The sequence below is a fragment of the Pseudooceanicola aquaeponti genome (genome assembly GCF_050897975.1).
GTDB lineage: Bacteria > Pseudomonadota > Alphaproteobacteria > Rhodobacterales > Rhodobacteraceae > Pseudooceanicola.
Map to the genome: position 1 here is coordinate 242,335 of NZ_JBPAXY010000008.1, position 20,872 is coordinate 263,206.

Annotated in this window: 21 protein-coding genes; 13 read left to right on the top strand and 8 right to left on the bottom strand. The window is 66.9% G+C overall.

Annotated features, from left to right (window positions below):
• Nucleotide 1: 1 nt before the first annotated feature.
• Nucleotides 2–310, bottom strand: coding sequence for a DnaJ family domain-containing protein (locus ACRARE_RS20175; RefSeq protein WP_432658275.1), 309 nt, complete (start codon nt 308–310; stop codon nt 2–4).
• 221 nt (nt 311–531) lie between these two features.
• Here ACRARE_RS20175 and ACRARE_RS20180 point away from each other — a divergent pair, with 221 nt between their 5' ends.
• The 4 genes from ACRARE_RS20180 (at nt 532) to ACRARE_RS20195 (ending at nt 2,139) form a co-directional block, all read left to right on the top strand.
• Nucleotides 532–666, top strand: coding sequence for a hypothetical protein (locus ACRARE_RS20180; protein ID WP_432658276.1), 135 nt, complete (start codon nt 532–534; stop codon nt 664–666).
• A gap of 15 nt (nt 667–681) precedes the next feature.
• Complete coding sequence (locus tag ACRARE_RS20185; RefSeq protein WP_432658277.1) at nt 682–1,050, top strand: hypothetical protein; 369 nt, start codon at nt 682–684, stop codon at nt 1,048–1,050.
• A 118-nt stretch (nt 1,051–1,168) separates the two neighbouring features.
• The gene (locus tag ACRARE_RS20190; protein WP_432658278.1) at nt 1,169–1,573 is read left to right on the top strand and encodes a hypothetical protein; all 405 of its coding nucleotides are present in this window, start codon (nt 1,169–1,171) and stop codon (nt 1,571–1,573) included.
• Between the two features lie 173 nt (nt 1,574–1,746).
• Nucleotides 1,747–2,139 (top strand): hypothetical protein, encoded by a 393-nt coding sequence (locus ACRARE_RS20195; protein ID WP_432658279.1) that lies wholly within the window; start codon nt 1,747–1,749, stop codon nt 2,137–2,139.
• Between the two features lie 123 nt (nt 2,140–2,262).
• On the opposite strand, the gene ACRARE_RS20200 is transcribed toward ACRARE_RS20195, so the two are convergent.
• The 4 genes from ACRARE_RS20200 to ACRARE_RS20215 form a co-directional block, all read right to left on the bottom strand.
• Nucleotides 2,263–3,822, bottom strand: coding sequence for a bifunctional metallophosphatase/5'-nucleotidase (locus tag ACRARE_RS20200; protein WP_432658280.1), 1,560 nt, complete (start codon nt 3,820–3,822; stop codon nt 2,263–2,265).
• 235 nt (nt 3,823–4,057) lie between these two features.
• Nucleotides 4,058–5,245 carry an amidohydrolase gene (locus ACRARE_RS20205; protein ID WP_432658281.1) on the bottom strand — a complete coding sequence of 396 codons (1,188 nt, stop codon included), beginning with the start codon at nt 5,243–5,245 and terminating at the stop codon, nt 4,058–4,060.
• Nucleotides 5,246–5,878: 633 nt separating this feature from the next.
• Entirely contained in the window at nt 5,879–9,238 is a 3,360-nt protein-coding gene (locus ACRARE_RS20210) for a calcium-binding protein (protein ID WP_432658282.1), read from the bottom strand.
• Between the two features lie 986 nt (nt 9,239–10,224).
• Nucleotides 10,225–10,821: a LuxR C-terminal-related transcriptional regulator gene (locus ACRARE_RS20215; protein WP_432658283.1), complete on the bottom strand. Its 597-nt coding sequence runs from the start codon at nt 10,819–10,821 to the stop codon at nt 10,225–10,227.
• Between the two features lie 110 nt (nt 10,822–10,931).
• Between ACRARE_RS20215 and ACRARE_RS20220 the strand changes: the two genes are divergently transcribed.
• The 9 genes from ACRARE_RS20220 to arsC all read left to right on the top strand — a co-directional run bounded on the left by ACRARE_RS20220 (nt 10,932) and on the right by arsC (nt 18,481).
• The gene (locus ACRARE_RS20220) at nt 10,932–12,128 is read left to right on the top strand and encodes a substrate-binding domain-containing protein (protein WP_432658284.1); all 1,197 of its coding nucleotides are present in this window, start codon (nt 10,932–10,934) and stop codon (nt 12,126–12,128) included.
• A gap of 119 nt (nt 12,129–12,247) precedes the next feature.
• A complete protein-coding gene (locus tag ACRARE_RS20225) occupies nt 12,248–13,012 on the top strand; it encodes an ABC transporter ATP-binding protein (RefSeq protein WP_432658285.1) in 765 nt (254 codons plus the stop codon).
• Complete coding sequence (locus ACRARE_RS20230; RefSeq protein WP_432658286.1) at nt 13,009–13,713, top strand: ABC transporter ATP-binding protein; 705 nt, start codon at nt 13,009–13,011, stop codon at nt 13,711–13,713. Before ACRARE_RS20225 ends, ACRARE_RS20230 begins: the two co-directional genes overlap by 4 nt.
• Before the next feature lie 19 nt (nt 13,714–13,732).
• Nucleotides 13,733–14,725: a branched-chain amino acid ABC transporter permease gene (locus tag ACRARE_RS20235; protein ID WP_432658287.1), complete on the top strand. Its 993-nt coding sequence runs from the start codon at nt 13,733–13,735 to the stop codon at nt 14,723–14,725.
• A gap of 7 nt (nt 14,726–14,732) precedes the next feature.
• Nucleotides 14,733–15,797 (top strand): branched-chain amino acid ABC transporter permease, encoded by a 1,065-nt coding sequence (locus ACRARE_RS20240; protein WP_432658288.1) that lies wholly within the window; start codon nt 14,733–14,735, stop codon nt 15,795–15,797.
• Nucleotides 15,794–16,645, top strand: a complete 852-nt coding sequence (locus ACRARE_RS20245) for an alpha/beta fold hydrolase (RefSeq protein ID WP_432658289.1) — start codon at nt 15,794–15,796, stop codon at nt 16,643–16,645. The genes ACRARE_RS20240 and ACRARE_RS20245 overlap by 4 nt, the downstream gene beginning before the upstream one ends.
• Nucleotides 16,646–16,704: 59 nt before the next feature.
• Nucleotides 16,705–17,043 (top strand): DUF952 domain-containing protein, encoded by a 339-nt coding sequence (locus tag ACRARE_RS20250; protein ID WP_432658290.1) that lies wholly within the window; start codon nt 16,705–16,707, stop codon nt 17,041–17,043.
• Nucleotides 17,040–18,143 carry a quinone-dependent dihydroorotate dehydrogenase gene (locus ACRARE_RS20255; protein ID WP_432658291.1) on the top strand — a complete coding sequence of 368 codons (1,104 nt, stop codon included), beginning with the start codon at nt 17,040–17,042 and terminating at the stop codon, nt 18,141–18,143. The genes ACRARE_RS20250 and ACRARE_RS20255 overlap by 4 nt, the downstream gene beginning before the upstream one ends.
• Entirely contained in the window at nt 18,140–18,481 is a 342-nt protein-coding gene (gene arsC / locus ACRARE_RS20260) for an arsenate reductase (glutaredoxin) (RefSeq protein WP_432658292.1), read from the top strand. The genes ACRARE_RS20255 and arsC overlap by 4 nt, the downstream gene beginning before the upstream one ends.
• A gap of 50 nt (nt 18,482–18,531) precedes the next feature.
• Here the strand turns inward: arsC and ACRARE_RS20265 are convergent, their stop codons facing one another.
• Genes ACRARE_RS20265 through ACRARE_RS20275 form a run of 3 tightly spaced genes read right to left on the bottom strand, consistent with a single transcriptional unit; the run spans nt 18,532 to nt 20,857 of the window.
• Nucleotides 18,532–19,887, bottom strand: a complete 1,356-nt coding sequence (locus ACRARE_RS20265) for an MATE family efflux transporter (protein WP_432658293.1) — start codon at nt 19,885–19,887, stop codon at nt 18,532–18,534.
• Nucleotides 19,884–20,423, bottom strand: coding sequence for a PaaI family thioesterase (locus tag ACRARE_RS20270; RefSeq protein WP_432658294.1), 540 nt, complete (start codon nt 20,421–20,423; stop codon nt 19,884–19,886). The genes ACRARE_RS20265 and ACRARE_RS20270 overlap by 4 nt, the downstream gene beginning before the upstream one ends.
• Nucleotides 20,420–20,857 (bottom strand): PaaI family thioesterase, encoded by a 438-nt coding sequence (locus ACRARE_RS20275; RefSeq protein ID WP_432658295.1) that lies wholly within the window; start codon nt 20,855–20,857, stop codon nt 20,420–20,422. The genes ACRARE_RS20270 and ACRARE_RS20275 overlap by 4 nt, the downstream gene beginning before the upstream one ends.
• Between the last annotated feature and the right edge of the window lie 15 nt (nt 20,858–20,872).

Below are 20,872 nucleotides of genomic sequence, written 5' to 3' on the forward strand. Positions count from 1 at the left end.
CCTACCGGCTGTAGGCCTTGCGGGCCATGGCGATACGGGCATCCATCAGCGACAGCTCTTTCAGGATCTCCTGACGCCGGGTGCGATCCCCGGTCTCGCGCAGCTCGGCGCGCAGGGCACGCAGCTGTTTGGACAGGGTGACGAACTCGGGCTCGCCGCCCGCCTCCTTCACCATGCGGTTGAGCAGGGCGTTTTCGGGGTCGTCCACCGGTGGCAGCGGCTTGCCCGCCCCGGGCAGATCATCGAAGTCGCCCTGCGCCTCGGCTTCGCTGATGCGGCTGTTGATCAGGTCGATCAGGGGGTGATCCATGGGCGCGCTCCTTTCCCCGAAGATAGGGGGGCACCCCGGGGCGCGGCAAGCCCTGCCCGGCCAGGATGTCGCAGGCCCGACCGCGAAAAGAGGCGCGAAACGGGCCGCGCGAGGCGACGGAAGGAAAGCGGGCCTGCGTATCATCCCCATTGACACCAGGACCGCGCCCCGCCCCCAAGGGCCGCCTGCGCGGGTCCGACACCAGCCCGGGAGACCCAGCCATGTCCCTATCCACCGCCGCCCTGCGCAAATGGGCCACGCCCCTGACCGCGGCCAGCTTTCTTGTCACCGCCGTCACCGGCGTTTTGCTGTTCCTGCACCAGGGCGGCGCCCTGTCGCGCGATGCCCATATCTAGATCGGCTTTGGGGTGATGGCGGTGGTGGGGCTGCACCTGTTCACCAACTGGCGCCCCTTCCGCAATTCCCTGCGCAAGCCGCTGGCGGCCACGATCCTGGCCCTGGGCGTGGTGGTGACCATGCTGACCTCGATCAACCTGACGCCGCAGTCCGGACCGCAGCTGAACCCGGCCCAGGTCTTCGGCGCCCTGTCGCGGGCCCCCGTCGCCACCCTGGCCCAGCTGGGCGGGCAAAGCCCCGAGGCCTATATGGCCGCGCTCGGCGACGCGGGCTTTGACGGCGTCACCGCCCAAAGCACCCTGACCGAGCTGACCGGCGGCGACCGGGCGCGCAACAGCCAGGCCCTGGCCCTGGCGCTGGCCACGCCTGCGGAACAGCCCTGAGGCGTACCCGAAAGGCGCGGCCCCGAGAAAATGGGTATACCCCCTAAATAGGGGCATTGTTCCAGCGACCCCAGCTGCCAGACTGACGCCGACGAACCAACAACAGGACAAGGATGTCATGACAGCCAAGCTTTTGAGCGCCGCCACTCTGGCCCTGGGTCTGGGACTGGCCGCCCCCGCGAGCGCCGACCCACTGGTCGGGTTCGGGGTCAGTTTTGCCTTCGGCGGCGGCAGCAGCGATGTGGGCCTGGGCCTGCGGGTCTTTTCCGATGACGAGGAAGACACCACCGTGGCTTCGGTCGGGATGGACTATATGTTCACCTCGCAAAGCTGGCGCGCCACCGCCGGTGTCGCCCATCTGATGGACGGCTCCTACATCGGCGCCGATGTCGGGCTGAAGCTGAACGGCGGCGGTTTCGACTTCGGCCTGTCGCTGGGCGCGGCAGATACCGAAGACGAGATCGACCGCAGCCAGATCAACGTTCCGCCCTCGCCGCCGCCCAATGGCAACCAGGATGGCTAGCCCAGAGGGGCGGCCACGCGAAACGATGCTCTGCCACGCCCGCCGGTCACCCGGCGGGCGTTTTGCCTCTCTCCGGGCCGCCGCCCCGCCCCAGGGTGTCACAATTGGAATATTGACCCAACGGCAACCTCTGTAGGAAACTGATCTCACTTTTCAATCTGAGGTCATATTTCATGAAAAATTCCCGTTTCGGCATTCCCGCCCTTCTTCTGGCCCTGGGCCTTGCCAGCTCGGCCGCCGCCGACCCCATGCTGGGCTTCGGCGTGACCTTCGCCTTCGGCGGCTCCGGCCCGCAGGTCGGCGCCGGTGTCCGCGTCTTCTCGGATGACGAGGAAGACAGCACCGTGGCGATGATCGGCATGGACTATATGTTCACCTCGCAAAGCTGGCGCGCCTCGGCCGGGGTCGCCCAGCTGATGGAGGATATCTACATCGGCGCCGAAGCCGGGGTCAGCCTGAACGGCGGCGGCTTCGACTTCGGCCTGGCCCTCGGCGGTGCGGATATTCAGGACGACCGCCCCCGCCGCATTCGTGCGGGCGGCGGCGAGAATATTCGCCCCAACTGATCGACCGGCCCAGCCGGCCCCGCGCCGGACAGCCCGACAGCAAAACGCCCGCCGGTCTACCGGCGGGCGTTCTTTCCTGTCCGAGACCCGGGCCCGCGCGACGGCGGGACCGGGCGCGCGGCGTCACTTCACGGTGATACGGCCGTCGGTATAGGGGGTGTAGGGCCCGGTTTCGGCCAGGTATTCCGCCATCACATCGGCCAGGTCGGGGCCGAAGTCATAGGCGTTCATGGCATCTTTGAACATGCCGTAGCCGTCGCCGCCGTTACGGACGTAGTTGTTGGAGACCACGCCATAGACCTTTTCCGGGTCGATCGGCTCGCCTGCCACCATCACCTCGGAGATCCGCGCGCCGGGCTCGGCGGCGGGATCGACGGTGAATGTCACGCCCGCGACCTGCGGGAAGCGGCCTGCGCCCTCTTCCATCTGGCTGGCGCCGTTTTCCAGCGCTTCGAGGAAGGTCGCGCCGGTCACCTGGAAGGTCGACAGGGTGTTCTGGAAGGGCAGAACGGTCAGCACTTCGCCCATGGTCACCTCGCCCGCGTCGATCGAGGCGCGGATACCGCCGCCGTTCTCGATGGCGATCTGGATCCCCTGGTCGGCCACCCGCTCCAGCATGGCGTCGGCGATCAGGTTGCCCATGGCGCATTCCATCGCCCGGCAGACATCGCGCGAGCCGATGATCTCTTCGGTGGTCTCGGCCACGACCATGTTGCGGATCTCGTCCAGCGGCGCGGCAGCTTCGGCGATGCGCGCCACGGTGGCGTCATCCTCGGCCACGGCGGCGTCCATGATCAGCGGCTCACCCTCGGCGGACAGCAGGGTGCCTGCGTCGTCGAAGGTCACGTTCAGCTCGCCCAGGAACTTGCCGTAGGCATAGGCCGAGACGATGGCGGTTTCGCCGATCATGGTCGGATAGGGGCCTTCGGCGTTGTCGGCGATGTTGCTGAGGTAGGTGTTCGAGTGACCGCCCACGATCACGTCCACGCCGGTGGTATTGGCGGCGACGGTCTGGTCGACGCCATAGCCCGAGTGGGACAGGACGATGATCTTGTTCACGCCCGCTTCGGTCAGCTTGTCGACCTCGCCCTGCACGGCGTCAGAGGGGTCGGTGAAGATGATGTTGTCACCGGGCGAGGCCAGCTCGTCGGTGTCCTGGGGCGTCAGGCCGATCAGGCCGATGGTCTCGCCGCCCACCTCGATGGTGGTCGATTTCATCAGCACATCGGCCAGCAGCGGCTCGCCCGAGACGTCGGCGTTGGACATCAGCACCGGGAAGTCGACCGCATCCATGAAGCCGCGCAGCACTTCGGGGCCGTCGTCGAACTCGTGGTTGCCCACGGTCATTGCGTCATAGCCGAGCTTGTTCATCATCTCGGCGGCCAGCTTGCCCTTGTAGTAGGTGTAGAACAGCGTGCCCTGGAACTGGTCGCCGCCATCCACCAGGATGGAGTTGCCGGCGCGGGCGCGGGCCTCTTCCACGGCGGTCACCAGGCGGGCGGAGCCGCCAAAGCATTTGCCCTCGGTGTTGTCCTCGGCCGAGCAGCCGGAATCGTATTTCGAAATCGGTTCGAAACGGGCGTGGAAATCGTTGGTATGAAGAATGGTCAGCGAATAATCGGCCATGGCGGTGCCGGCGCTCAGCGCCAGGGCGGCCACGCTCGTCAGAAGACGGACGGACATCGGGTAACTCCCCTTTAAGGTCAATTCTTATACCGGGATGCTGCCCCGGCGAATGCCCCCTGTCAAAGCCGATCTCTGCGTCAGGGGCGTGACAATGGCCCGGTGCAGCGCCCGATCTGACCAGACGATCAAAAGAGTCACAAAACTGTCACATAGCGCCCAACCCTGCCCCTGCGTCAGGCGCGGCGGGGTGCGCGCCCTGGCAGACCCGGGGCGCGCGCGGCAGGGGACAGGATCAGGTCGCGGGGGCCTCGGCCTCGACCAGGGCGACCATGCTTTCGGCCACGATGGGGATCAGCTTGTCGTTGAAATCATAGGCCGGATCGTGAACCATCGGCGAGGGCGCCCCCTCTTCGGACATGCCGAAGAAGACGTAGGCGCCGGGCACTTCCTGCAACATGAAGGCGAAATCCTCGCCCGCCATAATCGGCGTGGCCTCGGAATAGGTGACCGGGGCCGCGTCAGAGGACAGGGCGACGGCCACATCGGCCACCGCCGCCGTGTCGTTGACCAGCGGCGGATAGCCCCCCGACCAGTCAAAGCTCATCTCGACCCCGGCGGCATCGGCATGGCCCTGGGCGATAGAGCGGATCCCCTCTTCGAGCACCTTGCGGTCCGAGGGCACCAGGCAACGCACGGTGCCGCCGATCCAGCCATCGCCCGCGATCACGTTATGGGCCGAGCCCACATGGATCTGGGTCACCGAAACCACCGCCGAATGCAGCGGGTCGATGCGTCGTGCCACCAGCTGTTGCAGGGCCACCACCAGTTCCGACAGGGCCAGGGCGCAATCCTTGGCCATATGCGGCACGGCGGCATGGCCGCCCTTGCCGGTGAAGGTGATGCGGAACTCATCCGCCGAGGCCATGGTCGGCCCGCTGCGCGTCGCCGCCTGGCCCAGCATCATGCGCGGCTCGTTGTGGAAGCCGAAGATCCGGTCGCAGGGGAAGCGCTCGAACAGCCCCTCCTCGACCATCTTGGCACCGCCCGCCAGCCCTTCCTCGGCGGGCTGGAAGATCAGGTGGACGGTGCCCGAGAATTTGCCCTCGGCCGCCAGGGCCTCGGCGGTGGCCAGCAGGCTGACGGTGTGGCCGTCATGACCGCAGGCGTGCATCTTGCCCGCCAACTTCGAGGCGTGCGGCAGGTTGGTCTGCTCGTCCATCGGCAGGGCGTCCATGTCGGCGCGGATGCCGATGGCGGGCCCCTCGCCACGTTTCAGCGTCGCCACCATGCCGGTGCGGGCAATGCCGGTGGTCACCTCGTAGCCCGCGGCACGCAGGCGTTCCTCGATCAGGGCGGCGGTGCGGGTTTCCTCGAAGCCCAGCTCGGGATGGGCGTGGATGTCGCGGCGCAGGGCCTGAAGATCGTCGAAACGGCTGGCCAGGAAACGGGCAACGGCGGAGGGGGCGGCGGAACGGCTCATGGGTCTGTCCTTCGGGAGAATGTCCGCCAAAGGCTGCGGCAGCGCGCCGGGAAAGGCAAGGCCGCGCGGTCTGGCGACAGGGCGGTGGCCGCAGCGTCGCGGCGGCGCGGCGCAGGCGCCCTCTTTTCCGGGGCGCGTCGGTCCCTATACTGGGGCCTGTTGGGACTCAGCGAGATCGGCATCCCCGGATGCCCAGTGAATACCCCCCGGGGGGCACGCCTTGGGCGTGGCCAGGCCGGAACGGGTGCGCGCCCCGGGCAATGGGCCCGAGGCGCGCGGGGGTGCTTGCGGCGGTTGGTTGTGTGTGTGAGTGCCGTCAACCGCCGGAAGCCGCGGGTGGGCCGTGCCGGGCCCGCCCGCACTTTGCGAGAAGGGATGTGTGGAACCGTGTCCCCCCCCCGCAAATGAAATGACCCGTGCCCCGGGGCAGGCCCGGGCGGGTCGCAATCTGGGTCTGTCCTTCGTCCTTCGCTGTCGGGCGCCCTGCGGGGCGCGGATCCGCCCGGGCCCTGTGCGCCCGGGATTGCTGCTCCGACCCGGGCCCGCCCTGCCCCTTCGGGCAGAACCGGGGCACCCGGATCGGTCGAATTCTCGGGCCGGGGCGATGTGCCGCCCCGGCCGGTATCGCTTGCCTCAGGCAGCGGCCGAAGAGGCCCCCGCCAGGAAGATGAAGTTCTCGTCCATGGCCACCTCGGCCACGGTCAGCTCGCCCTCCAGCAGCAGGGTGCCATGGCCCGGGATCTCGACCAGGACGCCGCCCTCGGCGCGCTGGCTGAAGACCAGATCGGCAATCGAGGTCAGCCCCGGCACGTCCAGTTCGATCACGTCCTTGGCAGGCTGGAAGTCGGTGATCACATCGCCTTCGACCATGTCGCCTTCGGCGAAGGCGAAAGTGTCGTTGCCCGACCAGCCGGTCAGCGTGTCGGCACCTGCGCCGCCCGAGATGTAATCATCGTCCTTGCCGCCGTTCATCTCGTCGGCCCCCGCGCCGCCATACATCGTGTCGTTGCCCTGCGACCCGGCCAGGGTGTCATTGCCCTGACCGCCGTCGATCAGGTCATCGCCATGGCCGCCCTTCAGGTAGTCCTCGCCGGTCCAGCCGATCATCTCGTCATCGCCCGAGCCGCCGAACAGGCGGTCATCCTGCTGGCCACCGTTCAGGAGGTCTTCGCCCGCCCCGCCGTTCAGGATGTCGTTGCCCTGGCTGCCCGCCAGCGTGTCGTCGCCGCGGTCGCCGTCGATCGTGTCGTCGCCCTCAAAACCCTTGAGGTAATCGGCATAGCCGGTGCCCACCAGGTGATCGTCCAGCGAGACGGTGTCTTCGGGTTCGGCGACCGGCGCCTCGACCACCGGCTCTGCCGCATCGGGCGGGGTGACGCTGCCCGCGTCGGGCGCGGTCAGGTCGTCATTGCCAGCCGACCCGGCCAGGTCATCCGCCCCTGTGCCGTCCGACAGATCGACCGCCGAGCCCGGAATGGTCACCTGAAGCACCTCATAGGGTTTCAGGGTCACGGTGATGACCGAGCTGTCGTAGGCATAATCGGTCAGCTCGGCGCCGACGTCATGCTCATTGTAGTAATACTTCTCGCCGTTGATCTCGACATAATCCGCATCCACGCGGCCCTCGCCCGACACCCAGTGCCAGCCGTTCGAGGTGCTTTGGTCGATGCCGATCTTGACGCCGGTGGCGCCCTCGACATCGCCGCCGACCAGCTCGCGCAGGTCGATCTCGATCGTCTCCACCTCCAGCGAGCGGGAGGACAGGTAGACCACCGTCTCGTCCTGATCGGCATAGGCGTTGATCTCGATGCTGCCGTCATCGCCGGGAATGTCCAGCTCCAGCAGTTCCTTGCCCGGCAGGGCGGTGGACATCAGATCGAAGGTGGCGCCGTTGATCGAGCTGGTCACCCGGCCCTGATCGTCCACCTGCACCTCGCCGTCGCGGTCGCCCGCCAAATCGGTCGAGGTATTGTGCATCACCGCCCAGGCGTCGGCGTGATCCACGCCCTGTTCGATCATGTTCTCGAACTGCTCCAGCATGGTCGAGGCGGCCTTCATGCCGGTCTCGGCGGTGTTCGAGGTCTTGATGTTCCACTCGGTGATGTGAAGGTCCAGCTCCTTGTCGAAGGCGGCGTCCCAGACGTCGTAGTCCTTCTCGATGTAGTTGAACTCTTCCAGGCTGTCCTCGTAGGTGTCGTGGTCCTGGCGGTAGTAGTAGTGTTCCACCACCCCATCCAGATCCGCGCGGGCCTCTTCGTCCAGCTGGTCGATGATCGCCTGGTTGGCGCCCTCCAGCCGTTCGATCCAGGAACCGTCGGCCACGCTGGCGTGGAAGTCCGAGGCGCCCGTGGGGGTGGCCATCTGCACCACGATGTCGGGCTGGTCCTCGGCGTCGATGCCTGCGGCCTCCATCCCGTCGGCCAGAGCCTTGACGGCGATGTTCGCCTTGGCGCCGTATTCGGTCTCGCCAATCGTCGTCCAGTATTCGTTGCCGACCTCGAAGCCCGCGACCACGTCGCCGTATTGCTCCATCACCAGCTGCGAGAACATCTCGATGTCGGTGCCGAATTCCTCGTACTCCTCGACGCTCAGGTGCTGGGTCGGGATCACCAGGGTGACCTGTTTGGCGTCCGAGAAATCGCCATCGCCATTGGGATCGCGCGCCCAGTCCAGCAGGTCGGTGACCTCTTGCGACAGGGCGGCGTTGCCCTCGGCGTCGTAGTCCAGATCGACGATGTTCAGCCACTTGTCGCCCTCTTCCGAGGCAATGCCATCGCCCTTGCCGGCGGGGAAGCGGATGTGGTCGATATCGGTCGCGTCCAGCGCATCTTCGAGGTTGGCGTTCAGATCGCCGCCCACCGAGTTGATACCGAAGATCACGTTGCCGCCGAACATGGCGTCGGCGACGCTGTTGCCGGTCGCGGTGGCGCCCTCGACCACCAGCGTCTTGGTGGGCGTCGGGGTCTCGGCGCTGTCGTCCTGGGTGGCGGCGGCCAGCTCGGGCGCTGCCGCGTCCTCCTCGGCGGTCTCGTCCTCGGCGGCCAGGGTATCCGCGGCCTCGGCGCCTGCCAGGGTCTCGTCCCCGGCCTGGGCCTCCAGCGGAGCCTCCGCTTCGGGCTCGGCGGCCTGGGTTGCGGCGGCCAGCTCGGGCTCTTCCGTCGGGGCCTCGGCCACAGGGTCGTCCTCGGGCTCTGCCTCGGCGGCAACCTCTGCCTCGGGCTCAGCCGCGGGCGCCTCTGCGGCGGCGGGGGCCTCGGCCTCTTCGGCCTCCTCCTCGTCGAGATCGGCAAAGATGTTGGTGGTTTCCGGCTCGGTGATCTCGACCACCTCGCCCTCGCCGCCGGTGAAGTTGCCGACCCAGGAGGTATCGGCGGCCAGCTCGTCGGCGGTGTAATCCTCGACCACCGCGACCAGTTCATCGTCCAGGTACAGCGCCGCGCCAGAGCCGTCTTCCATGTCGACGATCGACAGGATCCGGTCCCCGGCGACAAAGTCGCTTTCCGGGATCAGCGTGCCTTCGCTGTCATACAGATAGACCTGGTCGGATTTCAGGCTGGGGTCATGGCTGGCATTGTCAAAGCCCGAGATCAGCGCGGGCGCTGCCCCTGCCAGGCCGGTGACGACATCGAACTTGACCGTGTCGTCCTCTTGCACGTCCACCGTATCGGCCGACAGTGCATCCTCCGCGCCGGCGGCCTGCTGGGCCAGCGTCGGATCAAGTGCCGCGGCTTCTCCCGTCGCGGCCTGGTTATCCGGGGAACCGGCCTGGTCGGCCGGCTCCCCTTCTTCTTGCCCTCCGTCATCGGCAGAGGCGTCATCGGGGAAGGCGAAATCGAGGATCGAGGTGCCGTCTTGTGCCGGCTCCTGGTCTTCTGCGATTTCGTCGTCTCCCTCGTCCTCTCCTTCGACACCGAGGATTTTACCCAAAGTACTGTCTTCGGCGACATAGCCCGAGGCCATCATGCCGAAGAGCGACACTAGTAACGGTTCCACACGTAAACTCCGCACTCACAACTGACACACACAAGGACAGCTTGCCGGAATTTTCGCGGTCGGGAACCGAAATACGTGCAACGACAGCTTTACGTTAAAGTTGAGTGGACACGAACGACAGGCCCGCCAAAAGCGCCTGTATACAGCACCTTAGCAGCTCAAAGCCTTGTCAAAGCTGGGAAAATCCGACTGCGTATAGCTTGCACGCAGGGCAGCAGCGACACACTTTTAGCGGGAATACAAGAATGCAAGGGCGTCCCTGCAAGAGCGTCATAGCGGATGAAACGGCTAGATTTTCACCCATAGGGCGAGTGAGAGGTCCCTGTCGGGAGCCTCTCACTGCCAAGATACACTCAATGACCATCGGGTGTGTGTGTGTGTCAGGGTGACGGAGCAAAGCTGTATCCTGACGACATACTAGTCGAAAACAGTCGGTTTTTGGTAGAAAAGATTGCCCCGGGGGCCTGTCGCGCAACGATCCGGCCCTGGCGCGGACCGCGCGCCGCCGAATCGGGGCAGATGTCACCCAAATCGGGGAAATCGGCTCGGAAACCGGGAAGATTTCCCCCTAATCCGCCAGATTGACGTGCAGGTAAGCGCAACCATCCCGTCACGGCATCAGCCAGATTTGGCCACCCCGGCGCCACAAACGCATTAGACATTGGTCGTAATACGCCTGCGAATGTTCGAAATCCGCGTTTTGCACCCTATTGCGAGGGTCGGCGCGGGCGTCGGGATTCGCGGCTGTTTCCCCCTGCCCCGCTGCAGCAAAGCCCTGGCGCCCCCGTCACGACACCACAACCTTAAGGCGATCAACCGTGGCGAAAGTAAGGCACAGCGGCCACCAGACGGCAACAATGCCCGGACGACCCCGGAACTACCCACATAATCAGAGACAATCGCAACGCGGTCGCCACATTGCCGCCTTACATTCCCTCGGGGCGCGTCGGGTCCGCAGTTCCCGGGGCCGCAATGGCCCCCGCCCCTTAGCTGCGGTCGACCACGTGATCGGCGTCGATATGGCCAAGCGCCTGTAGCAGCGACGAGGTGTTCACCACGCCGAACTTCTTCAGCAGCTTGGCGCGGTAGACCTCGACCGTGCGGTGCGAGATGTCGAGCTTCAGCGCGATCTCTTTCGAGGTCAGACCGTCTGCCAGGAAGGAAATGATCTCGCGCTCGCGCCGGGTCAGCTCGTTGTAGGGCCGGATCGAGGACAGGTCGGCAAAGGACCAGACAGCGCGGGTCAGCGGCGTGTCGGGGGTGAAGGAATGGCCCCGCACCCGGCACCAGAACAGCGTGCCGTCGCGCCGCGCCATGATCCGCTCGTCCCAGTAGACGTTCTTTTCCGCCAGGGTGCGGATGCCCCGGTCGCGGATGTTCACGAACTCTTCCCGCGAGGGGTAGAGGATGGAAAAGGTCTGGTCGCGCAGCTGGTCGCGGCCATAGCCGAACATCTCGGCGAAGGCGATGTTGCAATCGCGGATCACCCGGTCCTCGGTCACCACAAGACCGACCGGCGCGTGCAGGAAGGCGATCTCTTCGAACCGTCCGGAACGGTAGGCCTCGGTGATAAGTAGTTCCACGATATTGCTCCCGACCCCGGGCAATGGGATCTTCCTGCCGCAAGGAGATACTGAAATGGACGGGTTCGCGCAATGCGACCGTCCAGACGAACCTCAGGGAGGGAGGACCCATGAAATCAGTGTTCACACTGGTCGGCGCGCTTGCGTTCGGCCTGAGCGTCGCAGGGGCGGCACAGGCCCAGGAGCCGGTGAAGATCGCCCTGGTGCACGGCATGTCCGGCTCCAGCTTCGAGGCCTTTTCCAAGCAGTCCCAGACCGGGTTCGAGCTGGGCATCGAATATGCCACCGGCGGCACCAACGAGGTCAACGGTCATCCGATCGAGATCATCCACAAGGACACCCAGTTCAAGCCGGACGTGGCCCGCGCGGTCCTGGAAGAGGCCTATGGCGATGACGACGTGCTGCTGGCCGTCGGCGCGACCTCTTCGGGCGTGACCCTGTCGATGCTGCCCATTGCCGAGGAATACGAGAAGATCCTGATCGTGGAACCGGCCGTGGCCGACAGCCTGACCGGCCCCGACAGCAACCGCTACATCTTCAAGACCTCGCGCAACTCGTCCATGGACATGCAGGCCCAGGCGCTGGCGCTGGCGCCCGATGAAAACCTCTTCGTCGCCACCCTGGCCGAGGACTACGCCTTTGGCCGCGACGGCATCACCGCCTTCAAATCCGCGCTGGACGGCACCGGCGCCACCGTGGTGACCGAGGAATACGTGCCCCAGGGCACCACCGACTTCACCGCCTCGGCCGAACGCATGTTCAACGCCCTTAAGGATCACGAGGGCCGCAAGGTCATCATGATCTACGTCGCCGGTGGCGGCGACCCGATGGGCAAGATCAAGGCGATGCAGCCCGAGCGCTACGGCATCGAGATCTCGACCGGCGGTCACATCCTGCCTGTCCTGCCCACCTACAAGCGGGTGCCGGGCATGGAAGGCGCGATCTACTACTACTATGAGGCGCCCCAGAACGAGGTGAACGACTGGCTGGTCGCCACCCACATGGAACGCTTCGAGACCCCGCCGGACTTCTTCACCGCAGGGGGCATGGCCGCCGCCATGGCCGTGGTCAAGGCGCTGCAAACCGCCGAGGAGTGGGACACCGAGACCCTGATCGAGACCATGGAAGGCATGTCCTGGGAGACCCCCAAGGGCCCGATGATGTTCCGTCCCGAAGATCACCAGGCGCTGCAATCCATGTACCACTTCAAGATCCGCGTCGACGAGGATGTCGACTGGGCCATCCCCGAGCTGGTGCGTGAGATCAAGCCGGAAGAGATGGAGATCCCGATCGGCCGCGAGAACTGATCGCGCCGATCCCTTCCCCCGGGCCGGTCCATCCCCGGCCCGGGGATTTTCCCTTGAAAGATCGCCGCTGCGCCGCCGCCTCCGGGCCTGCGCGCGCCCCGGCTGACCCCAGGTTTCCCATGTCCCAACCCTCTCTCATCACGCAGGATCTGACGATCCGGTTCGGCGGCCATGTGGCCGTGAACGCCGTCAACTGCGCGTTCCGCCCTGGCGAGCTGACGGTCATCGTCGGCCCCAATGGCGCGGGCAAGACCACCTATTTCAACCTGATTTCCGGCCAGCTGCGCGCCACCTCGGGCCGCGTACTGAAGGACGGCACCGACCTGACGGCGATGGCCCCCTCGACGCGGGCCCGCCACGGGGTCGGCCGGGCCTTCCAGCTGACCAACCTCTTTCCCGCCCTGTCGGTGCTGGAGAATATCCGGCTGGCGGTGCAGGCCCGCTCGGGCGACGGCTGGCGCATGTTCCGCGCCGCCAGCGCCCTGACCGAGCTGACCGCCCGCGCCGAACGCTATCTTGAGGCCACCAAGTTGCAGGATGTGGCGCATCAGCCCGCCTCGGAGCTGAGCCACGGCGACCAGCGCAAGCTGGAGGTCGCCCTGCTGATGGCGATGGAGCCCGACATCTACATGTTCGACGAACCCACCGCCGGGATGAGCCTGGACCATGCCCCCGACGTGCTGGAGCTGATCGCCGAGATCAAGCACGACCAGTCCAAGACCGTGCTGCTGGTGGAACACAAGATGGATGTGGTCCGGGCGCTCGCCGACCGGATCATCGTGCTGCACAACGGCACCCTGCTGGCCGATGGCAAACCCGACGAGGTGATGTCGAGCCAGCTGGTCAAGGATGTCTACCTGGGCAAGGGGGTGGATGCCGCATGACCCTTCTGTCGCTGAAGAACATGAAGACCTCGATCGGGCAGTACCATGTGCTGCACGATGTCACCTTCGACGTGCCCGAGGGCGGCGTTTTCTGCCTGCTGGGCCGCAATGGCGCGGGCAAGTCCACGACGCTGCGATCCATCATGGGGCTGTGGTCCCCCTCGCCCGGCTCGGTCACCTTTCGGGGCACCGACATCACGGGGATGCACACCGCCGACATCTCGCGCCTGGGCATCGCCTTTGTCCCCGAGGACATGGGGATTTTCGGCGGGCTGACCGTGGAAGAGAACATGATCCTGGCCTCGGCCAACGGCAGTTTCGACAAGACCCGGCTGAAATGGATCTACGAGCTGTTCCCGGCCATCGAAAAGTTCTGGGACAAGCCTGCGGGCGCCCTTTCGGGCGGGCAGAAACAGATGCTGTCGGTGGCCCGCGCCATCATCGAGCCGCGCGAACTGATCCTGATCGACGAACCCACCAAGGGCCTTGCGCCCTCGATCGTCGACAACATGGCCGAGGCCTTCCGCGAGATCTCGGACAAGACCACCATCCTGCTGGTGGAACAGAATTTCGAATTTGCCCGCTCGCTGGGTCGCGACATGGCCGTCATCGAGGACGGCCGCGTCGCCCATACCGGCACAATGGCGGATTTCGTGGCCGACAAGGACTTGCAGGATCGCCTGCTGTCCCTGTCCGCGTGAGGAGGCCCGAGGAGAGACAATGGACAAGTTGAATGAAACCATCGACCGGCTGGGCGGGGTCTACCTGCTGCCGGTCGCCGTGGCCGCGGTCTGCTTCGTGCTGATCGGCGCGCCCTCGTCCTGGGCCACGCTGACCGTGGCGGGGCTGGCCATGGGGATGATGATCTTCCTGATGGCCTCGGGCCTATCCCTGGTCTTCGGGCTGATGGACGTGCTGAACTTCGGCCATTCGGCCTTTGTGTCGCTCGGCGCCTTCATCGCCGCCAGCGTGCTGGCCTCGCTGGGCGGCTGGCTGGGCTCGCCCTCGCTGATGCTGAACATCGCGGCCCTGGTCGCGGCCTTCGGCGCGGCGATGATCTTTGGCCTGATCGCGGGCTGGTTCTTTGAAACCGTGATCATCAAGCCGGTCTATTCCGACCACCTGCGCCAGATCCTGATCACCATGGGCGCTCTGATCGTTGTCGAGGAACTGATCCTGGCGATCTGGGGCGGCACGCCGTTCAGCGTCGGGCGCCCGGCCTTCCTGGAAGGGGCCTTCGTGATCGGCGACGTCACCATCGAGATCTACCGCTTCTTCGCCTTCGTGCTGGGGCTGATCGTCTATGCGGGCCTTTACTGGGTGCTGAACCGCACCCGCCTGGGCCTGCTGATCCGCGCGGGCGTGGAAAACCGCGAGATGGTCGAGGCCCTGGGCTTCCGCATCGACCGGCTGTTCATCGGCGTCTTCATGGCAGGCAGCGCCCTTGCCGCCCTCGGCGGCGCCATGTGGGCGGGCTATGAGACGCTGATCACGCCGCATCTGGGCGCCGATATGATGATCGTCGTCTTCATCGTCGTCATCATCGGCGGTCTGGGCAGCGTCCAGGGAACGCTTCTGGGGGCAATCATGGTCGGGCTGATGTCCAACTATGTGGGCTTTCTGGCGCCGAAACTGTCGCTGGCGTCGAACATGCTGTTGATGATGGTCATCCTGATGTGGCGGCCCAACGGCCTGAAGCCGGCGGTGAAGTGAGGCCGAGATGAAAAACCAAACCTCCCCCATCGTGAAACTGGCCGTTCTGGCCATCGCCGCGGCGCTGCTGTTCTGGCCCTTCCTGTTCCAGGACGTGCGCTCTATCCAGGTGGCGGCGCGGATCTGCGTCTTCATCGTGCTGGTGGCCAGCTATGACCTGCTGATCGGCTATACCGGCATCGTCAGCTTTGCCCATACGATGTTCTTCGGCTTCGGCAGCTATGGCGCCGCCATCGCCCTGGACCGCATGGGCCCGGGCTGGGACGCCGTAGCGCTTGGCGGTCTGGCGGGCGTGGCCGTGTCGCTGGTGGTAGCCGTAGCCGTGGGCCTGCTGTCCCTGCGGGTCAAGGCGATCTTCTTTGCCATGATCACCCTGGCCACCGCCTCGGTGGCGCTGGTGCTGGCCTCGCAGCTGTCGGGGCTGACCGGCGGCGAGGACGGGATCACCTACAAGGCCCCCGACCTCTTCAAACCGGCCACCAAGCTGCTGGTGGATGCCGACGGCAAGGTGGTCAGCCTCTTCGGCGTGCGCCTGAACGGCAAGCTGGCGGCCTATTACTTCGTCTTCGCCAGCTCTCTGGTCCTCTTCCTGGTCATGCTGCGCCTGGTCGCCGCCCCCATCGGAACCGTGCTGAAGGCGATCCGCGAGAACGAGGCCCGGGCCGAGGCCATCGGCTATCGCGTCGTAGCCTATCGCACCTTCGTCTTCTGCGTCGCCGCCGTCATCGCCTCGCTGGCGGGCACGGTCTATGCGGTCTGGCTGAAATACACCGGGCCGGAAACCGCGCTGTCCTTCGATATCATGATCGACATCCTGCTGATGGTGGTGATCGGCGGCATGGGCACCATGTGGGGCGCGGTCATTGGCGCCACCCTGCTGGTGCTGGCGCAATACTACCTGCGCGACCTGATGGGCTCTGCCGCCGAGGCCCTGGCCAATGTGCCGGTCCTGCCCGACATCCTGTCGCCGGATCGCTGGCTGCTGTGGCTGGGCATCGTCTTCATCCTGCTGGTCTACTTCTTCCCCAAGGGGATTGCAGGGACCCTTTCGGCCCGGGGGAAAAGCGCATGAGCCCCGATCCCCGCTTCAGCTTCGTCCCCGTTCTGGATCACGAATTGCATGTGACCGAATGGGGCGACCCGGCCAATCCGCCGCTGGTGATGTGGCACGGGCTGGCCCGCACGGGCCGTGACTTCGACGAGCTGGCCCGCGCCCTGTCGGACCGCTTCTTCGTGCTCTGCCCCGACACCATCGGGCGCGGCCTGTCCAGCTGGTCCACCAACCCCGAGGCGGAATATTCGGTGGAATACTACGCCGGGATCGCGGGCGACCTGCTGGACCGCTACGGCATCACCCGGGCGGCCTGGATCGGCACCTCGATGGGCGGTCTGATCGGGATGCGCATGGCCTCTGGTCCCCTGGCCGAGCGGCTGTCCTGCCTGATCATCAACGACATCGGCCCCGAAGTGCCGCAACCGGCCATCGACCGGATCCTGGCCTATGCGGGCTCGGCCCCCGAATGGCGCACGGTCTCCGAGGCCGAGGTCTGGTTCCGCCAGGCCTATATCCCCTTCGGCCCCGCCTCGGATGCCTTCTGGCGGCGCATGGCCCGGGCCTCGGTCCGACGCAAGGGCAACGGCATGTTCACCCTGCACTACGACCCGAAGATCACGGTGCAGTTCTCCGCCTCGCCCGAGGAGATGACCACCTGGGACCGCTGGGCGCGCATCGCCATTCCCGTCCATGCGATCCGGGGTGCCGATAGCGACCTCTTCCCGGCCGAGATCGCCGCGCGCATGGGCGCCGAGGGGCCGCGCGCGGGCTGCACGGTGATCGACCATTGCGGCCATGCCCCCACCCTGTCGCGCCCCCAGGACATCGCCCTGATCCGTCGGATCCTGGCCGATCTGGGCGCCTAGGCCGCCCTCCCCCACGCGGCGCCGTTGACCGGTGCCGCGTTTCGGGGCATTGCAGCCCCATGCTGATTTACAAGATCTTCCGCGCTGCCGAATGGCAGGACCTCGTGGCCGCAGGCGAGACCGCCGGCGCCCCCATCGACCTGGCCGACGGTTATATCCACTTCTCGACCGCCGAACAGGCGGCCGAGACGGCGGCGAAGCATTTCGCCGGGGTCGAGGGGCTGGTGCTGGCCGCCGTCGAGACCGACCAGCTGGGCGAGGCCCTGACATGGGAGGTGTCGCGCGGCGGCGCCCTCTTCCCCCATCTCTACCGCCCCCTGGCCCTGGCCGAGGTGACCGCCCACTGGCCCCTGCCGCTGGACAACGGCGCGCATCGCTTCCCGGAGGGGATGGCATGAGCCGCAGTTCCACCACCGGCACCGATATTCCCGGCGCCTGGGATCGCGGCGTGGAAAAGCTGGGCCTGATGGCCCTGCACCGGCTGGACCCCGAACGCGCCCATGCCCTGTCGCTTTTCGCCCTGCGCAGCGGGCTGGCGCCGCTGCCCGGCCTGGTCACCTCTGACCGGCTGCGCACCCAGGTGGCGGGGCTGCACCTGGCCAATCCCCTGGGCCTGGCCGCGGGCTATGACAAGAACGCCGAGGCCCTGGCGCCCCTGTCGCGCGCCGGTTTCGGTTTCGTCGAGGTGGGCGCGGCCACCCCCCGCCCGCAGCCCGGCAACCCGAAACCGCGCCTTTTCCGCCTGACCGAGGACCGGGGCGTGATCAACCGCTTCGGCTTCAACAACCAGGGGATGGAGGCGATCGCCGCCCGCTTGGCCGCCCGCCCCCGCGACGCGGTGATCGGGCTGAACCTGGGCGCCAACAAGGACAGCGCCGACCGCGCGGGCGATTTCGCCGCCGTGCTGGGCTGCTGCGGGGCGCATCTGGATTTCGCCACGGTCAACGTCTCGTCGCCCAACACCGAAAAGCTGCGCGACCTTCAGGGCAAGGCGGCGCTGACCGCCCTGCTGGAAGGGGTGCTGGCCACCCGCGACAGCCTCGACCGGCGCATTCCCATTTTCCTCAAGATCGCCCCCGACCTCGACGCCGAAGGGCTGGCCGACATCGCCGAAGTGGCCACGGCACTCTCACTCGACGGGGTCATCGCCACCAACACGACGCTCGCGCGTGACGGGCTGCGCGCCCCCCAGGCGCCCGAAGCGGGCGGCCTCTCCGGCGCGCCCCTCTTCGACAAATCCACCCGCGTCCTGGCGCGGCTGTCGCAGCTGACCGAAGGCCGCGTGCCGCTGATCGGAGTGGGCGGGGTCTCTTCGGCCGAAGAGGCGTATCAGAAGATCCGCGCCGGCGCCTCGGCGGTGCAGCTCTACTCGGCGCTGGTCTACGAGGGCCTGTCGCTGGTGCCGCGCATCGCCGAAGGGCTGCACGATCTGCTGGCCCGCGACGGTTTCTCCAATGTGGCCGAGGCCGTGGGCACGGGCCGAAAGGACTGGCTATGATCACGATCTGGCACAACCCCCGCTGTTCGAAATCCCGCCAGGCCCTGGCCCTGCTGGAAGAGGCTGGGGTGGAATTCACCCAACGCCGCTACCTCGACGAGCCGCCCTCCGAGGCGGAACTGCGCGCGCTGCAAACCCTGCTGGGCCTGCCCGCGCTCCAGATGATGCGGACCAAGGAGGCGCTCTTCAGGGAACTGGGCCTCGGCCCCGACACCCCCGAGGAGCAGCTGATCGCCGCCATGGCCGCCCATCCAAAGCTGATCGAACGCCCGGTGGTGATCCGCGACAACCGCGCCGTCATCGCCCGCCCGCCGGAAAAGGCGCAAGAGCTGCTCTGACCCCGCCCGCCCCGGCACACCAAACCCGAACCGGCGACCACCCCTCGTCGTCAGCCCCGCACCGCTGCCCGTTCCAGCGCCGGATAGCGCAGCCCCAGGGTCACCCCCCGGGCGACAAAGCTGATCAGGAAGGCCGCCCAAAGGCCGTGATTGCCCAGCATCGGCACCAGCGCCAGCGCCGCCAGCACATAGACGCCCAGGCTCAGCGCCATCATGTTGCGCATGTCCCGCGCCCGGGTGGCGCCGATAAAGACCCCGTCCAGCATCCAGGAGGCGAAGCCCAGCACCGGCACCGCCACCATCCAGGGCAGGAAGCGCCGCGCCGCCTCGCGCACCTCGGGCGCCGTGGTCATCAGGTCGATCACCAGTCCGCCCAACAGGGCGAAGGCCAGCGCCATCAGGACCGAGATCGCCGCCCCCCAGCCCCCCGACAGCAGCACCGAACGGCGCAGGCCCGCCCGGTCGCCCCGGCCCATGGCCTGGCCCACCAGGGCCTCGGCGGCAAAGGCGAAACCGTCCAGCGCATAGGCGGTGATCTCCAGGAATTGCAGCAGCACCTGATTGGCCGCCAGTTGCACATCGCCGAAATCCGCGCCCAGGAACATGAACGAGATGAAAATCCCCTGAAGCATCAGCGAACGCAGCAGGATGTCGCGATTGACCAGCGCCATATGGCGCAGCCGGGTGGCGTCGAAGACCCGCGCCCAGTCGCGCCAGGCGGGCACCCGGAAGGCCGCGCGGCACAGCCAGAAGCCAAGGGCCAGGCCGGAATATTCGGCAATCAGCGTCGCCAGGGCCACCCCTTCGACACCCCAGTCCAGCCCCAGCACAAAGACCAAATCCAGGGTGATGTTGATCAGGTTCATCCCGACCTGAAGGATCAGCACGCCGGTGGTCCGCTCCTGCGCGATCAGCCAACCGGTGATTCCGTAGATGGCAATGGCCGCCGGGGCCGAGAGCACGCGGATGGACATATAGGCCCGGGCCATCTCCTCGACCTCGGCGCTGGCGGGCGAGGCCTGGAAGGCCAGCCAGAACAGCGGCAGTTGCAGCGCCAGGATCGCCAGACCGGCGCCGAAGCCGAGGATCAGCGCCCGGGTCAGCAGGGCCGCGACCTCGGCCTGGTCCCCTGCCCCTGCGGCATTGGCGGTCAGCCCGGTGGTGCCCATGCGCAGAAAGCCGAAGATCCAGTAAAGCGCGGCCAGGACAATGGCGCCGATGCCCACGGCACCAATCGGCGCAGCCTCGCCCATCTGGCCGATCACCCCGGTATCCACCGCCCCCAGGATCGGCACGGTGGCATTGGACAGCACCACCGGCACGGCGATCTTCAGCACCCGGCCGTGGGTCAGGCGGCGCAGCTCTTCACCGGCGGGCAGCACCTCGGCCCCGGTCGCCGTCGTCACGCCGCGCCCTCGCCCTGGGCGCCGCCGCGCGGCGGCAGCGGCATCCGGAAATGCGCCGTGGCCTGGGCAATCGGGCGGTCGCGGTTGTCCTGCCAGGCCTCGGCCCGGACCGAGGCATAGCGCCGCCCCGACCGGGTCACCTCGGCCCGGGCATAGGCGTCGCGCGGCAGGCCCGAGCGCAGGTAATCGACGGTGATCCCGATGGTCTTTGGCAGGCGCGGCAACTGCCCGCTCGCCATCGCCTCGGGATCCAGCGCACCGCTTTCCAGCTGCGGCCAGTAATGCGCCCAGGCCAGGCCGATCACCGCCGTCACCTCCAGGAAGGCGGCGGTGGCGCCACCGTGCAGGGCGGGCAGCTCGGGATTGCCGATCAGCTTGTCGTCAAAGGGCATGATCGCGGTCAGCTCATCGCCGCGGCGGTCGAAATGCAGGCCCAGGAAGCCGATATAGGGCACCGCAGAGACCAGCGCCTGAAGGGCCGCGTCGCGGCGCTGCTTGATCACCTGCACGGGTTCGGGGGGGCGCCGGGCCGTCATGCCTGATCCTCGCGCTTGGTAAAGGTGAAGGCCCCGGCGGCGGTGGCCACCGGATTGTCCGGGTCGTCATCCAGCGCGCGGGCCCGCACGAAGGCCACCGAGCGGGTGACATGGGTGCATTCCGCCTCGGCCCGCAGGGTCTGGCCCGGCACGGCGGGGCGCATGTAGTCGATGCGCAGATCCAGCGTCGCGGTCAGCCCGGCCATCTCGGGGTGGCTCATCACCGCCGCGCCGCAGGTGGTGTCCAGCAGGGCCGAGACCGCGCCCCCCGACAGCACCCCGGTTTCCGGATCGCCGATCAGCCTTTCGTCATAGGGCATCGAGAAACTGGCCCGGCCGGGGCCGATCTCGACCACCGACAGGCCCAGGGCGCGGGCATGGGGCAGGCTGGTGATGAATTGCTGCGCGATCTGAAGCGCCGGGGTTTCGTCCATGGGATCCTCTCGTGA

Bases quoted from the DNA above. Each gene is read 5' to 3' on its own strand.
- ACRARE_RS20175 (WP_432658275.1), bottom strand. From the start codon at position 310: ATGGATCACCCCCTGATCGACCTGATCAACAGCCGCATCAGCGAAGCC.
- ACRARE_RS20180 (WP_432658276.1), top strand. From the start codon at position 532: ATGTCCCTATCCACCGCCGCCCTGCGCAAATGGGCCACGCCCCTGACC.
- ACRARE_RS20185 (WP_432658277.1), top strand. From the start codon at position 682: ATGGCGGTGGTGGGGCTGCACCTGTTCACCAACTGGCGCCCCTTCCGC.
- ACRARE_RS20190 (WP_432658278.1), top strand. From the start codon at position 1,169: ATGACAGCCAAGCTTTTGAGCGCCGCCACTCTGGCCCTGGGTCTGGGA.
- ACRARE_RS20195 (WP_432658279.1), top strand. From the start codon at position 1,747: ATGAAAAATTCCCGTTTCGGCATTCCCGCCCTTCTTCTGGCCCTGGGC.
- ACRARE_RS20200 (WP_432658280.1), bottom strand. From the start codon at position 3,822: ATGTCCGTCCGTCTTCTGACGAGCGTGGCCGCCCTGGCGCTGAGCGCC.
- ACRARE_RS20205 (WP_432658281.1), bottom strand. From the start codon at position 5,245: ATGAGCCGTTCCGCCGCCCCCTCCGCCGTTGCCCGTTTCCTGGCCAGC.
- ACRARE_RS20220 (WP_432658284.1), top strand. From the start codon at position 10,932: ATGAAATCAGTGTTCACACTGGTCGGCGCGCTTGCGTTCGGCCTGAGC.
- ACRARE_RS20225 (WP_432658285.1), top strand. From the start codon at position 12,248: ATGTCCCAACCCTCTCTCATCACGCAGGATCTGACGATCCGGTTCGGC.
- ACRARE_RS20230 (WP_432658286.1), top strand. From the start codon at position 13,009: ATGACCCTTCTGTCGCTGAAGAACATGAAGACCTCGATCGGGCAGTAC.
- ACRARE_RS20235 (WP_432658287.1), top strand. From the start codon at position 13,733: ATGGACAAGTTGAATGAAACCATCGACCGGCTGGGCGGGGTCTACCTG.
- ACRARE_RS20240 (WP_432658288.1), top strand. From the start codon at position 14,733: ATGAAAAACCAAACCTCCCCCATCGTGAAACTGGCCGTTCTGGCCATC.
- ACRARE_RS20245 (WP_432658289.1), top strand. From the start codon at position 15,794: ATGAGCCCCGATCCCCGCTTCAGCTTCGTCCCCGTTCTGGATCACGAA.
- ACRARE_RS20250 (WP_432658290.1), top strand. From the start codon at position 16,705: ATGCTGATTTACAAGATCTTCCGCGCTGCCGAATGGCAGGACCTCGTG.
- ACRARE_RS20255 (WP_432658291.1), top strand. From the start codon at position 17,040: ATGAGCCGCAGTTCCACCACCGGCACCGATATTCCCGGCGCCTGGGAT.
- arsC (WP_432658292.1), top strand. From the start codon at position 18,140: ATGATCACGATCTGGCACAACCCCCGCTGTTCGAAATCCCGCCAGGCC.
- ACRARE_RS20270 (WP_432658294.1), bottom strand. From the start codon at position 20,423: ATGACGGCCCGGCGCCCCCCCGAACCCGTGCAGGTGATCAAGCAGCGC.
- ACRARE_RS20275 (WP_432658295.1), bottom strand. From the start codon at position 20,857: ATGGACGAAACCCCGGCGCTTCAGATCGCGCAGCAATTCATCACCAGC.